The sequence below is a fragment of the Roseateles sp. genome, from assembly GCF_036486225.1.
Classification (GTDB): Bacteria; Pseudomonadota; Gammaproteobacteria; order Burkholderiales; family Burkholderiaceae_C; genus Roseateles.
Genome location: NZ_DASVNZ010000384.1, coordinates 29,919 through 42,719, shown reverse-complemented (window position 1 = coordinate 42,719; position 12,801 = coordinate 29,919). Strand labels below are relative to the sequence as shown.

Below are 12,801 nucleotides of genomic sequence, written 5' to 3'. Positions count from 1 at the left end.
ATGGGTTTTCAGCGACGGGTCGCTTTTTTTAGCGACAATGGCTTGGTTGTTGACTTTGAGAAGGTCTTTGCGTTCTTAGAGGACCATGGCTTTGAATTCGATGGGGCGCGATGCAGCGTCGCCTTGCAGGCAGGTAGGCTAGTCGAAGAGGATATGTCAGCCTTTTTGGAGAGTCCGGCGGAGTTTGCTTCGCCTGATGCAGAAGGCATGCTGGGTCAATGGTTTGACGCAGATGCCAATTGTGGATTTTCCTTTGGGGTACTGCGAGTTCGCACGAAGTCAGTTGGTTTGATTACCTTCCTGGATCAGGATATTGAGAATCTATCGAATCACTTTCGATTGTCCAATATTCTGATCTTCGAGTTCCTCCTGGAGTTCTCGCGCCTCATTGACGCGGATTCAGTGGTCGTGTTCTCTGACTATTCAAAGAATGTAGATAAAATCATTGGTGATCCTCATGCTCAATCGTGGGGGGTAGATGATTCCTCTGAGGTAACGCTGGTCGCTGGAAAGGCGGAGATCAACCTCAGCGAAGAGGCCAAGCGCGTCTTTGCGCCATTTGGCCGAAGTGACTTTCCTGTCTGGATGAAATGGCCATTTCCGGTGTAGCGCGACACCGGGTCGCGCACGAACCTCAAGGCGCCTGGAACCTCCACCGCGCGTTGTCCCCCGCGCAATCCCACTGCTGCACGCCCGCGCCGTCCTGCGCCGACACGTTGGTCACGTCCAGGCACTTGTTGCTGTGCGAGGCGCGCAGGTAGAAGAAGCCGTTGCCCTGGTCCTCCAGCCTGAACAGCTGGTTGGACCCACCCGTGCAGGTCCATTGCTGGACGGCCGCGCCGTTGGCGGTGCTCACGCCGCTGACGTCCACGCACTTGTTGCTGGAGGCCGAGCGCAGCTGCCACAGGCCGTTGCCCGCGCTCTGCGCCACCCACTTCTGGTTGGCGCCGCCGCCGTAGGCCCATTGCTGCAGCAGTCCGCCGTCCTGCGTCGAGCGCTCGCGCACGTCGAGCGCCTTGCCGCTGTGCTTGGCGACCAGCGCGTAGGTCTGCCCCGAGACCGGTGAGCTGCCGCCCGGCGGATTGGTGGGCGGCGTGGTCGGCGGCGTCGGAGTGTTGGTGCCGGTCGAATCCTCGAACTGCAGCCAGTCGAGGTTGGCCACGCCCGTGCCGCCCTTGGCCACCAGGTAGACGTTGTGCACGCCGGTGCTGCGCTGGATCGGCGTCGTCACTTCCTGGAAGCTGGTCCAACCGCCCGTGCTCGGCACGGTGACGGTCCCGATGTGCGCGCCCGTCGGGCTGTCCAGCCTGACCTCGATCTGCTTGCCCGCGCTGCTCGCATCCACCGCCAGGCGCAGCTTCAACCGATCGACGCCGCTGCCGAAGTCCATGTCGATGTAGCGCAGCCAGTCGCCCGCGTCGAAGCTGCCGATGCCGGTGCTGTCGAAGCTCACGCCGCTCTGCGCGTAGAACATCTCCGCCTCGAGCCTGCTGGTCGCGCGCCAGGTGCCTTCGAAGGGCAGGTTGCGGATCAGGCTGTTCTTGCCCGTCAGCGCCGCCTTGAACACGCTGTTGAGCATGGTGTTGGGCGCCATGTTCTTCTCGACGTCCCAGTTGCGCCACTTCGCCTCGATGGTGGCGTAGCTGTCGCTGTTCACGTTGGGCGTGTTGGCGCCGGCATTGGTGCTGTTGTAGAGCGCCCAGTTGCCGATGTTGGTGCCCTTGTAGGTCCAGCTCGTCCAGTGCCAGCCGGCCTCGTTGTAGCGGCGCAGGCCGTACTCCCAGCTGCTCTGCAGGTTGAAGTACATGAACTCGCCCACGTAGTGCGGCACGTTGTACGAGAGGTACTGCTTCTCCTGGTTGATCTTGGCCTCGGTGAAATTCACCTGCGACTGGTAGTTCGAGTCGTTGCCCCAGTTGTAGTAGTGGAACTCGTAGATGACGTTGGTCCAGCCGTAGTCGGACGGCCGCGTGATCGCGGACCAGTCCCAGATGCCTTCCATGATCACGATGTGGTTGGGATCGACCGCGCGGATCTCCCTGTAGATCCGGTCGTACATGTCGAGCACCGGCCGCGTCGCCGGCGCCGGGTAGTTGAGCGAGGGCTCGTTGAGCACGTCATAGCCGGCGACGGTGGGCTCGTTGCGGAAGCGCGTGGCCAGCTCGCGCCAGAAGGTCAGCGTCTGGTTCTGGTAGGTCGTGTTGTTCCACAGCTGGCCCGAGCCGCCGATGCGGCCGCTGTGGTCCGCGCCGTTCTGCGAGCCCGGCGCGCCGTGCAGGTCGAGGATGACGTACATCCGGTATTTCTTCGCCATCGCGACCGTCCACTCGATGCGGCGGAAGTCGATCTTGCCGGCGGCGTCGCGCTTCCACGAGCCGTCCTCGTTCATGTGGTTCAGGTAGTAGATGGGCAGGCGCACGGCGCTCATGCCGAGGTCCGAGAGGATCTTGAAATCCTTCTCCTGCAGGTAGCTGTCCTGGTAGGCGTTGATGAGCGCATCACGGCCGCTGTCGCTGAAGCGCTGGCTCAGCGTCTTGCGCATCGTGTAGTCGTCGGGCGCGCCGCCCAGCGGCGACATCCAGCCTTCATGCACCTGCCAGCCGCCGAGGTTGACCCCGCGCAGGAAGATCGGATCGCCGGTGCCGTTCTGGTTGCGGACGGTGCGTCCGTCGACCTTCAGGAAGCTGCTGTGGGCGAGGGCGGTGCCAGTCGTTGCCAGCGAGGCGACCAACGCGACCAGAGGCAGGAGAGCGAAGCGCTGCAAGGAGTTCATTGACGTCGTCGTGATGAAGTGGAGGGACGGGCCCGCGGGTCCGTGGGCGACCTGCGCATCTTCATCTTCACGAGATCGGAACGTTGTGCGCGAACGCTACGGGGCTGCTCTCTTTGTCATGAGCTGCAACGGCGAGGCTCCCGGAAGAGGTAGAGCCGCCATCGGCGTGTAATCTGCTGCGCCATGAACAAGCTCTACCAATCCCTGCACGCCCGTCTTCCGCTGTGGCTGGCCGAATGGCTGGACATCTTCGTCCCGCTGATCGAGGTGGCCATCATCGGCGTCGGCGCCTGGCTGCTGATGCGCGTGGCACGGCTCATCTCGCGACGGCTGACGACCCGCTACGGCTTCCCGGTCAAGGTCGCGTCCCTGTTCCTGCGCAGCATCGGCGTGCTGGTCTACGGCGGCGCGGTGCTGTGGTCGCTGGAGCGCCTGGGCGTGTCGGGCTCGGTGCTGTGGACGGCGTTCACCGGCTTCGCCGCGGTGGGCGCGGTCGCGTTCTTCGCGGCCTGGAGCGTGCTGTCCAACCTCTTCTGCACGCTGCTGATCTACATCACGCATGCCTTCCGGATCGGCGACGTCGTGGAGCTGCTGGAGGCCGGCGACCGGCCCGGCGTGAAGGGCAGGGTGGTGGACATCAACCTGGTCTACACCACGCTGCTCGAAAGCGGCGACGCCCAGAACGGCACGATGCTGCAGTTGCCCAACAGCCTCTTCTTCCAGCGGGCGTTGAGGCGGTGGAACGGCGCGGCGGAGGGACTGCTGCCCCACGCACGCCCCGAACTCGCGACGACCAGCGTCCCGAGCCGGGGCCTTGACGATCAGAAGCGGTAGCCGACGTTCAGGTTGACGCCGTCGACCTTCACGCCGTCCTTCTTGTAGTACTGCATGTAGTCGAGGCCGCCGTAGACGGTCTTGCTGAAGTTGTAGCGGCCGCCCAGGCCCCAGGCGAAGCTGCCGTCGCTGTCCGAGGCGCTCAGCCCCTGGCTCGAGCCCTTGATCTTGCTGTTGGCATAACCGATCCGGCCGAAGACCTCGAACTGATCGAAGCTGTACTTCGGCGTCACGAAGAGGCCGTAGCTGCGCGTGACCTTGAACTTGACGCCGTCCACGGTGTCGTCCTTCACGCCGGTGGCCAGCATGGCTTCGATGGCCACGTTGGGATGCAGGTCCCAGCCGACGATGCCGCGCAGTGCGCCCGGCTTGACGGTCGGGCCATCGGACTTGAGGTTGAGGAAGGTGTAGCCCACGTCGCCGTACAGGCCGCTGGTCGCGGCGGTCTGCGCGTGCGCGGCGCCGGCGGCGAGCAGCAAGGCCGCGGTGAGGATGGAAATCTTGGTCATTCGAGCACTTCTGTGAGTGGATGGAAACCACGCCTCGCGGAGGCGGGTCAGAAGGTCGCAATGACTCCCAATTCATCGGCGCGCGCAGAAGTCACTGCGCTCGACAGAACGCCCGTCTGACGAACGTGGTTGACGACGACACAAACCTTCACACTCGGCGCAGGACCTGCGCCGTCAGGGGCGCAAGACCTGGCCCCGGAGCGCGTCGGACCGGATCCTCAGGCGAACGCCTTCACCAGGATCGGCAGGCTGATGTCCATCCGGTAATCGACGGCCGTGTGGTTGTCGTCGAACTCCTCATAGACGTGCTTCACGCCCAGCGCGTCCAGGCGCTGGTGCATGCGCCGGGCGCCATAGACCAGGTTGTACTGATCGACGTCCCCGCAGTCGATGTACAGCGCCTTGAGCGCGCCCAGGCCGGGGCCATGCGATTCGACCAGCGTCAGCGGGTCCCAGGCCAGCCAGTTGGCCCATCGCTCCGGGATCAGCTCGCAGGTGTCGGAAGTCACCGGCAGCCGGACGCCGTAGGGCGCTGACGGATCGGGGTCGAAGCTCGCGGCCTGGGCGAACATCATCAGGATGTGGACGTCGCTGTCCTTGGGCTTCCTCGCGTTCCAGAAGGCCTCCACCCACTTGCCGATGTCCGGCGCCTTGGCCAGCGCGCGCAGCACCGGCACGAACTCATGGCGGTAGAGCAGCTCGAAGCCCATGTCGCCGGAATGCACGGCCGCCGCGGCCCAGAAGTCCGGATGCAGCAGCGCATGGACCATCGCGCCGTAGCCGCCGCTGGACTTGCCGAAGATCCCGCGACGACCATCGCCGCCGCAGGCGAAGCGTTGCTCGACGAAGGGCACGACCTCGTCGCGGAGGAAATCGTCCCAGCGGCCCATGGCGACCGAGTTGACGTACTGGTTGCCGCCCAGCTTCGTGAAGCAGTCGGGGAAGGCGACGACCACCGGCGGCAACTCGCCGGAAGCGATCAGCCGGTCCAGGCGCTCGGGCAGGTTCTCGCCGAAGTTCTTCCAGTTGGTGTGCACCGGACCGCCAGCGGTGAAACCCACGATGTCCACGAGCAGCGGCAGGCCGCGGCCGTCGTGGCCGTGCGGGATGTAGACGTCGACGAGGCGCCGGGTGGGGGCGCCGACCAGATTGCCGGCGAGCACCTCGCTGTCGAGGCTCAGGCGATGGACGGTGCCGGCCGGGGTGTTGGGATCTTTGTGCATGGGGCTCCAATGCGCGCGATGTTCGCGGGGACAGGTCCGCCGATTGAAACATGCGTGCTAGCGATCGCTGTTGTCCCTGCCGAGGTCGAGCAGGCCGCGCGCCGTGGCGTTGATGGCCAGGTCGATGGCGGCCCCTGCGTCGTCGCCGTCGTCGATGAACCAGGCGGCAGAGAGCCCGGTCCATGCAACGATCCAGCGAAGGAGCCGATCGGGAGCCAACCCCGTCGCCGTGACCACGATCTCCAACCTGCGTTCCAGCCGGCCCGGCAGCGTCGCCAGCGGCCGGCTCGGATCGCTGAGGTCGGGGTTGGTGAAGAGGTTGGCGTAGTCGAAGCAGCGGTCTCCCAGCAGGCCGTGCGGGTCGATGGCCAGCCACCCGCGCGAACCGAAGTCGAGCACGTTCTCATGGTGCAGGTCACCGTGGAGCGGAACGACCTCGCGCGGTGCGGCCAGGAGCTGGCGCGCGACCTCGGCGGCTTGAACCAGCGCCGCGTGGGCCGGAGCGAGCTGGAACAGGGGTTGGAACCAGTCCTCAAGCGGATGAAGGTCTGGGACTGGTCCGCTCCGTGGCGCGTGCAGTTGCGCCGCCGTGTCGCAGAGGATCCTGCAGGCGTCGTCGTCCTCGCCGGACCAGGCCATCTGCGCGAGGTCGCCGACGCCGAGGGCACGCTCGATGAGCAGCACACCCGGGGCCGACGCGAAGACCCGGGCGGCCCCTTGTCCGTTCCACCAGGTCAGCAGGCGGAAGCCGGCCTCCTCGTCGGGGATGCGGGCCACCTTCAGCATCGCGGGCGCGCCCTGGTGTCGGACGGGCAGCACCCAGCTCGATCGCGTGGTCAGCAGGTCGCCGTCGGGGAGCAGGGCCCAGCGGGCCAGCCATGTGGCGACGTCGGCGGGAAGGAGCGTGAGTGATGTCATGGGAGTGCGTGGCCGACCATGGATGTCGCAGACCATTGTCAGTGCTCGGCACTCAGCGCTGCAGTCGGTCCCGCAGGTCGTACCAGAATGCCCCCAGCGCGGTGAATGGGACGCGCAACAGCCGCCCACCGGGAAAGGGGTAGTGAGGTAGCGAGGCGAACGCGTCAAAGCGTTCCGCCTGACCCTGGAGGGCTTCGGCGAGGACCTTGCCGATCAGGTGCGTGAAGGTCACGCCGTGACCGGAGCAGCCTTGCGAGTAGTAGATGTTCGGTGACAGCCGGCCGACCTCAGGCAACCGGGAGAGGGTGAGCAGAAAGTTGCCTGTCCACCCGAAGTCGATGCGCACGTCGCGCAGTTGGGGAAAGGTCTTCAACAGCTTGGGCCGGATCATCGCTTCCACGTGGGCGGGGTCGCGCGCGCCGTAGGTGACGCCACCGCCGTACAGCAGGCGCCGGTCGGCGGACAGGCGGAAGTAGTCGAGCAGGAAGTTGCAGTCTTCCACGCAGAGGTTCTGCGGGAGGATCTCGGCGAAGCGTTTTCCCAGCGGTTCGGTCGCCACGACCTGACTGCCGCAAGGCATGGTGCGCGCCGCGAGTTCCGGCACCAGGCCACCCAGGTAGGCATTGCCCGCCACGATCACGTAGCGCGCCTGCAGTTCGCCATCGGCCGTCTGCACCACGGCGGGCTCGCCGCGCTCGATGCGCAACACGGTCGAGTCTTCGTGGATCACGCCTCCCAGCGACTCGAAGGCCTGGGCCTCGCCTTGTGCCAGCCGCAGTGGATGCACGTGGCCGGCGCTGTGATCGAGCAAGGCGGCGCGGTAGCGGGTCGATCCGACCGCAGCCTCGCATTGCCTTGCATCCAGCATGTCGAGCTCGGCATGACCGAAGCGCTCCCACAGGGCCTTGTGATGCGCCAGCTGGTCGACCTGCCGGCTGTTGATGGCGGCGAACAGGCCCCCGGGCCGGAAGTGGCAGTCGATGCCGTAGTGCCGGATGCGCTGCTTGATGATGGCCGCGCCTTCGAACGCCATGCTGCCGAGCGCCCGGGCCGTGTCGACGCCATGGCGGGCCTCGATCACGTCGAGGTCGCGCGAGTAGCTGTGCACCAGCTGGCCGCCGTTGCGGCCGGAAGCGCCCCAGCCCACGCGCCGGGCCTCCAGCACCACGACACGGAATCCGGCCTCGGCCAGGTGCAGGGCGGCGGAGAGACCCGTATAGCCGGCGCCGATCACGGCGACGTCGGCCTCGGCCCGGCCTCGCAAGGGGGGACGAGCCGGTTGCGGCAGGGCGGTGGCAGCGTAGTAGCTGGGCGCGTGGGCGTCGTTCATCGCGGGGCGTGGATGGGGCGCCTGGCCGGGTTGGCCGGGTTGGCTGAAGACGGTCGTCTGCATGGCGTCGTCGGCTAGGCCTTGTCCGGCGACTCGGCAATGCGCAGCCAGGTCGTCTTGAGCTCGGTGTATTTCTCGAACGCGTGCAGCGACTTGTCGCGGCCGTTGCCGCTCTGCTTGAACCCGCCGAACGGAACGGTGATGTCGTCCTCGTCGTACTGGTTCACGTGCACGGTGCCGGCGCGCAGACGCCTTGCCACGCGGTGGGCGCGATCGACCTGGCCGGTCCAGACGCTGGCCTGCAGTCCGTACGGGCTGTCGTTGGCCATCGCGATGGCCTCGTGCTCGTCGTCGAAGCTCATCACGCCCACCACCGGTCCGAAGATCTCTTCCCGGGCGATGCGCATGCCGTTGTCCACGCCGCGGAAGATCGTCGGCTCCACATAGAAGCCGCCGCTGGACGTGCGCGCCCGCTGGCCGCCCAGGTCGAGCCGGGCGCCTTCCTCGCGGCCGGCTGCCACGTAGCCGAGGACCGTCTGCAACTGCGCCTCGTCCACCAGCGCGCCCATCCTGCAGGCGTCGTCCAGGGGATCGCCAGGGACGAACCGCTTGGCCTCGTCCTTCATCAAGGCCAGGCATTCGTCCAGCCGGGAGCGATGCACGAGCAGCCGGGTCGGCGCGTTGCAGCTTTCCCCCTGGTTGAAGAACACGCTGGCCGCGGCGGTCCGCGCAGCGCGCTCCACGTCGGCGTCGGCAAAGATCAGGAAGGCCGACTTGCCGCCCAGCTCGTTGTAGACCCGCTTGAGATTGGATTGCGCGGCGCACGCCAGCATCCGCCGCCCCACGCGCGTGGAGCCGGTGAACCCCATGGCGTCCACGCCCATGTGCAAGGCGAGCGCCTCTCCCGCCTCCACGCCGAATCCGGGCACGACGTTCAGCACACCGGGAGGGAGCCCGGCCTCCAGGGCCAGCTCGGCCAGGCGCAGCGCCGTGAACGGCGACTTCTCGCTGGGCTTCAGCACCACGCTGTTGCCGGCGGCCAGTGCCGGCCCCAGCTTCCAGGCGGCCATGATCAACGGATAGTTCCAGGGCACGATCGCGCCGACCACGCCCATGGGCTCGCGTGTGATCAAGGCCAATGCCTTGCTGGAGGTGGGCGCGATCTCGTCGTAGATCTTGTCGACCGCCTCGCCGTACCAGGCCAGGCAGTTGGCGCTGGAGGGTACGTCCACATCCCGGCTGTGGGTGATGGGTTTGCCCATGTCCAGCGTTTCGAGCAACGCGAGTTCGTCCCGGTGGGACAACAGCAGGTCGGACCATCGTTGCAGCACGCGCTTGCGATCGCGCGGAGAGGAGTTGCGCCAGCGGCCGTCCTCGAAAGCCTGGCGCGCGCTGGCCACGGCCGCGTCGATGTCCTCGGTGTTGCCGCGAGCCACGGGGCCGAGCAGCCGGCCATCCACCGGCGAATGCTTGGCGAAGGTCGCGCCGCTGAGGCTGGCGCGTCGTTCGCCGTTGATCACGAGGCGGCCATCCGGGCGCAACGCCGCGGCGCGAGCCGTCCAGTCATTCGTCGGCAACGGAAGTGACGTGTTCATGCGGGGTTCCTTTCTGTCGTGATGACTGTCTGGCGCTGATCGCGCCAGGCCCGGCAGGCCGCGCCGAACGCCTGGAGAATCGCGATGGAGGCCGTGTTCTGCCCGGCATGCCACTCGGGGTGCCATTGCACGCACAGCGCAAAGCCCCGGCCGTGCACCGGCGTGAACGCCTCCACGAGCCCGTCGGGCGCGCGCGCCTCGACGCGCAGGCCCGGAGCCAGCTGGGCGATGCCCTGGCCGTGGAGACTGTTCACCATGAGTTCGTTCCCGGGGGTCAGGCGCGCCAGCAGGCCTCCCGGCTCGATCAGGACGCGGTGTGCCGGCCCGTACTGCAGATCGATCGGTTGATCGTCGTCCGCGCGATGGTCCGCCAGGCCCTCCTGCTCATGCACGGCCTGATGCAGACTGCCGCCCAATGCGACGTTGGCCTCCTGGAAACCGCGGCAGATCGCCAGCAGCGGGAGCCCACGCGCCAAGGCCAGCCGGATCAGCGGCAGGGTCCAGGTGTCGCGGAGCGTATCCAGCGGCAGCGCCGGGTCGAGCACCTCGGCACCGAAGTGCGTCGGATGCACGTTGGACGGCGAGCCTGTGAGCAGCACGCCGTCCGCCTGATCGAGCCACCCCTCCAGTTCGTCGGGATGGGCGGCGGGCACGATCACCGGATAGGCACCGGCCAATCGCACGGCCTCCACGTACTTTCGACCCACGACGTGGAAGGGGTGGACACCGAGTGAGAGATTGCACGCAGGCAGCAGCACACGCGGCGCGTTGCGGGCCAGCGGGGCTTCGATGGGTTCGCTTGCAGAGCGCATGTTCCAGTCCTCAATCCGGATTGGCCGAGACCGCATCGAAGACCTCTGCCAGCACATGCAATGCAGCGTCGAACTGGGGCTCGGGAATGGTCAGCGGATACAGGAAACGGATCACGTTGCCGTCCTGTCCGCAGGTGAGCAACAGCAGGTCGCGCCGCAGCGCCGCCTGTTGCACGCGTTGGGCAAATCCGGCGCTGGGTCGGCCGTCTTGAGGGTCCGCAAATTCCGCCGCCACCATGGAGCCCAGGCCACGGACCTCGACCAGCGAAGGACAGCCCGCCTGCCGGGATCGGAGGAACTGGACGAGGCGCCCGCCCAGCTCGCGGGACCGCTCGCAGAGTGATTCCTCCTCGATCACGTCGAGCACCGCGTGCGCCGCCGCCACGGCGAGCGGGTTGGCGGCGTACGTGCCTCCGAGACCGCCCGGTGCCGGTGCGTCCATGACCTCGGCACGGCCGCAGACCGCCGACAGCGGCATGCCGCCCGCCAGGCTCTTGGCCATGGTGATCAGATCCGGTTTGACCGGATGCTGTTCCATCGCGAACAGGGTGCCTGTACGTCCGAAACCGGTCTGGATCTCATCCGCGATCAGCAGGATGCCGTGCTCGTCGCACACGCGTCTGAGGGCCGCGGTGAGCTCGGGCGGCGCTGGGTGGAAGCCGCCCTCGCCCTGCACCGGTTCCAGGATGATGGCTGCCACCCGCGCGGGCTCGATGTCGCACTGGAACAGCTGGCGCAGCGCGCCCAGGCTGTGTTCGACCGTGATCCCGCGCCGGGTGGCGGGGAAGGGCAGGTGATACACCTCACCCGGGAAAGGACCGAAGCCTTGCTTGTAGGGGACCGTCTTTCCCGTGAGCGCCAGACCCATGAACGTGCGACCGTGAAAGGCCCCGCCGAACGAGATCACGCCCGGACGACCCGTCGCGGCGCGTGCGATCTTGATCGCGTTCTCCACCGCCTCGGCGCCGGTCGTGAAGAACGCCGTCTTGGCGGCGCCTTCGATGGGCGCCAGGACATTGATGCGTTCAGCCAGGGCGACGACGCTCTCGTAGGGGACGATCTGATAGGCCGTGTGCGTGAATCGCTGCAGCTGCTGCTCGATGGCATGCACGATGCGCGGGTGGCGGTGGCCGGTGTTCAGCACGGCGATGCCGGCCGCAAAGTCCGTGAAGGCGCGCCCCTCCACATCCCACAGCGTGGCGTTCTCCGCGCGGTCGGCGTGGAAGTCGCACATCACGCCCACGCCGCGCGCCGTCGCAAGGCGTCGGCGCCGTTCGAGATCCTGGTTCTTCGACATCGATGTTCCTCGTCGGACCGGTGGCGGCCCTCACACGTGCAGCAGCAGGTGTTCCCGTTCCCAGGGAGAGATCACTTTCATGAACTCATCGTGTTCCAGGGCTTTGACCTCCGAATACACCGTGATGAACTCGTGGCCCAGCACCTCTCGCAAGTCCTTCTCGTCACCCAGCAACGCCAGCGCTTCGCCCAGCGAGCGTGGCAGCTGGTGATCGCCGAGGTAGGCGTCGCCCTCGCATTCCGGCGTGGGCTCGATGCGGTTGCGGATGCCCAGATAACCGCAGGCCAGCGTCGCCGCCAACGCCACGTAGGGGTTGGCGTCCGCGCCGATCACCCGGTTCTCGATGCGTCGGGCGTTGGGCAGGGCGAGCGGGGAACGGATGCCCACCGTGCGGTTGTCCGTGCCCCACTGGATGTTGATCGGGGCCGCGGTCGACCGCGCGAGTCGCCGGTAGGAGTTGACGTAGGGCGCGAACAGCGCCATCGCCGCGGGGGTGTACTTCTGCAGTCCGCCGATGTACCAGAGGAACTCCTGGCTGGGCGACCCGTCGGCCTTGCTGAAGATGTTGCGGCCGCTGGCCCGGTCCACCACGCTCTGGTGGATGTGCATCGCGCTGCCCGGCTCGCCCGCCATGGGCTTGGCCATGAAGGTGGCGTACATCTCGTGGCGAAGCGCGGTCTCGCGGATGATGCGCTTGAAGAAGAAGACCTCGTCGGCCAGCCCCAGCGGCTCGTCGTGGAAGAAGTTGATCTCCATCTGGCCGGCACCGACCTCGTGGATCAGGGTGTCCACGTTGAGCTCCATCTTTTCGCAATAGGAGTAGATGTCCTCGAACAGCGGATCGAACTCGTTCACCGCATCGATCGAGTAGGCCTGGCGCGAGGTCTCCGCGCGGCCGCTGCGGCCGCGCGGCGGCTTCAGCGGCGTGTTCGGATCGCTGTTGCGCTCGATCAGATAGAACTCCAGTTCGGGCGCCACGATGGGCGTCCAACCCTCCGCGGCGAACAGGTCGCAGACCCGACGCAGCACCGAACGGGGCGCGAAGGGCACCAGCTTTCCGTCGCGGTCGAAGCAGTCGTGGATCACCTGCGCCGTCGGGTCGGACGCCCAGGGCACGATGCGCACGCTGCTCGGATCGGGACGCAGGTGCATGTCGCGATCCGTGGGGTGGATGACGTCGTAGTACGGGCCCTCGTCGGGGAAGTTGCCCGTGACGCCCAGGCCCACCACGGCCTCGGGCAGGCGCATGCCGCGGTCCTCGGTGAACTTCTCGCGCGGCAGGATCTTTCCGCGGGCCACGCCGGTGAGGTCGGGCACCAGGCATTCGATCTCGGTGACGCGATGCTGGTCCAGCCAGTGTTCCAGGTCGGTGAAGGTGAAGGTGCTCTTGTCCATGTCGCTTCTCGATGGGCGAGCGCATCCCGCCGCGTGCCGTGCACGGGCTGCATGCGCTGTCGGTGATGGGGGAGGGCGGGGCCGTCAGCGGAGGCCGTCGGGAGGTTCCGGCTCC

General features: G+C 66.9%; 11 protein-coding genes. 2 read left to right on the top strand and 9 right to left on the bottom strand.

Annotation, left to right across the window (positions count from 1 at the left end; genetic code table 11):
- Entirely contained in the window at positions 1-609 is a 609-nt protein-coding gene (locus VF536_RS24865) for a hypothetical protein (RefSeq protein ID WP_331617630.1), read from the top strand.
- Positions 610-634: 25 nt separating this feature from the next.
- Here the strand turns inward: VF536_RS24865 and VF536_RS24860 are convergent, their stop codons facing one another.
- Positions 635-2,773 (bottom strand): RICIN domain-containing protein, encoded by a 2,139-nt coding sequence (locus VF536_RS24860; RefSeq protein WP_331617628.1) that lies wholly within the window; start codon positions 2,771-2,773, stop codon positions 635-637.
- A gap of 183 nt (positions 2,774-2,956) precedes the next feature.
- Here VF536_RS24860 and VF536_RS24855 point away from each other — a divergent pair, with 183 nt between their 5' ends.
- Positions 2,957-3,607, top strand: coding sequence for a mechanosensitive ion channel family protein (locus VF536_RS24855; RefSeq protein ID WP_331617627.1), 651 nt, complete (start codon positions 2,957-2,959; stop codon positions 3,605-3,607).
- Here the strand turns inward: VF536_RS24855 and VF536_RS24850 are convergent.
- The 8 genes from VF536_RS24850 to VF536_RS24815 all read right to left on the bottom strand — a co-directional run bounded on the left by VF536_RS24850 (position 3,595) and on the right by VF536_RS24815 (position 12,686).
- On the bottom strand, positions 3,595-4,116 hold the full coding sequence (locus tag VF536_RS24850; protein ID WP_331617626.1) for a porin family protein: 522 nt from the start codon (positions 4,114-4,116) through the stop codon (positions 3,595-3,597). The two genes, VF536_RS24855 and VF536_RS24850, sit on opposite strands and share 13 nt — an antisense overlap.
- 218 nt (positions 4,117-4,334) lie before the next feature.
- A complete protein-coding gene (locus VF536_RS24845) occupies positions 4,335-5,339 on the bottom strand; it encodes an alpha/beta hydrolase (RefSeq protein WP_331617625.1) in 1,005 nt (334 codons plus the stop codon).
- Between the two features lie 57 nt (positions 5,340-5,396).
- The gene (locus VF536_RS24840) at positions 5,397-6,257 is read right to left on the bottom strand and encodes an APH(6)-I family aminoglycoside O-phosphotransferase (RefSeq protein ID WP_331617624.1); all 861 of its coding nucleotides are present in this window, start codon (positions 6,255-6,257) and stop codon (positions 5,397-5,399) included.
- A 52-nt stretch (positions 6,258-6,309) separates the two neighbouring features.
- Positions 6,310-7,650, bottom strand: coding sequence for an FAD-binding oxidoreductase (locus VF536_RS24835; RefSeq protein WP_331617623.1), 1,341 nt, complete (start codon positions 7,648-7,650; stop codon positions 6,310-6,312).
- Positions 7,651-7,661: 11 nt separating this feature from the next.
- The gene (locus tag VF536_RS24830; protein WP_331617622.1) at positions 7,662-9,182 is read right to left on the bottom strand and encodes an aldehyde dehydrogenase; all 1,521 of its coding nucleotides are present in this window, start codon (positions 9,180-9,182) and stop codon (positions 7,662-7,664) included.
- The gene (locus VF536_RS24825; RefSeq protein ID WP_331617620.1) at positions 9,179-9,994 is read right to left on the bottom strand and encodes a gamma-glutamyl-gamma-aminobutyrate hydrolase family protein; all 816 of its coding nucleotides are present in this window, start codon (positions 9,992-9,994) and stop codon (positions 9,179-9,181) included. The genes VF536_RS24830 and VF536_RS24825 overlap by 4 nt, the downstream gene beginning before the upstream one ends.
- 10 nt (positions 9,995-10,004) lie before the next feature.
- Entirely contained in the window at positions 10,005-11,291 is a 1,287-nt protein-coding gene (gene gabT, locus VF536_RS24820) for a 4-aminobutyrate--2-oxoglutarate transaminase (RefSeq protein WP_331617618.1), read from the bottom strand.
- Positions 11,292-11,321: 30 nt separating this feature from the next.
- Entirely contained in the window at positions 11,322-12,686 is a 1,365-nt protein-coding gene (locus VF536_RS24815) for a glutamine synthetase family protein (RefSeq protein ID WP_331617616.1), read from the bottom strand.
- Positions 12,687-12,801: the final 115 nt, after the last annotated feature.

Bases quoted from the DNA above. Each gene is read 5' to 3' on its own strand.
- VF536_RS24825 (WP_331617620.1), bottom strand. From the start codon at position 9,994: ATGCGCTCTGCAAGCGAACCCATCGAAGCCCCGCTGGCCCGCAACGCG.
- VF536_RS24840 (WP_331617624.1), bottom strand. From the start codon at position 6,257: ATGACATCACTCACGCTCCTTCCCGCCGACGTCGCCACATGGCTGGCC.
- gabT (WP_331617618.1), bottom strand. From the start codon at position 11,291: ATGTCGAAGAACCAGGATCTCGAACGGCGCCGACGCCTTGCGACGGCG.
- VF536_RS24830 (WP_331617622.1), bottom strand. From the start codon at position 9,182: ATGAACACGTCACTTCCGTTGCCGACGAATGACTGGACGGCTCGCGCC.
- VF536_RS24865 (WP_331617630.1), top strand. From the start codon at position 1: ATGGGTTTTCAGCGACGGGTCGCTTTTTTTAGCGACAATGGCTTGGTT.
- VF536_RS24855 (WP_331617627.1), top strand. From the start codon at position 2,957: ATGAACAAGCTCTACCAATCCCTGCACGCCCGTCTTCCGCTGTGGCTG.
- VF536_RS24860 (WP_331617628.1), bottom strand. From the start codon at position 2,773: ATGAACTCCTTGCAGCGCTTCGCTCTCCTGCCTCTGGTCGCGTTGGTC.
- VF536_RS24850 (WP_331617626.1), bottom strand. From the start codon at position 4,116: ATGACCAAGATTTCCATCCTCACCGCGGCCTTGCTGCTCGCCGCCGGC.
- VF536_RS24835 (WP_331617623.1), bottom strand. From the start codon at position 7,650: ATGCAGACGACCGTCTTCAGCCAACCCGGCCAACCCGGCCAGGCGCCC.
- VF536_RS24845 (WP_331617625.1), bottom strand. From the start codon at position 5,339: ATGCACAAAGATCCCAACACCCCGGCCGGCACCGTCCATCGCCTGAGC.
- VF536_RS24815 (WP_331617616.1), bottom strand. From the start codon at position 12,686: ATGGACAAGAGCACCTTCACCTTCACCGACCTGGAACACTGGCTGGAC.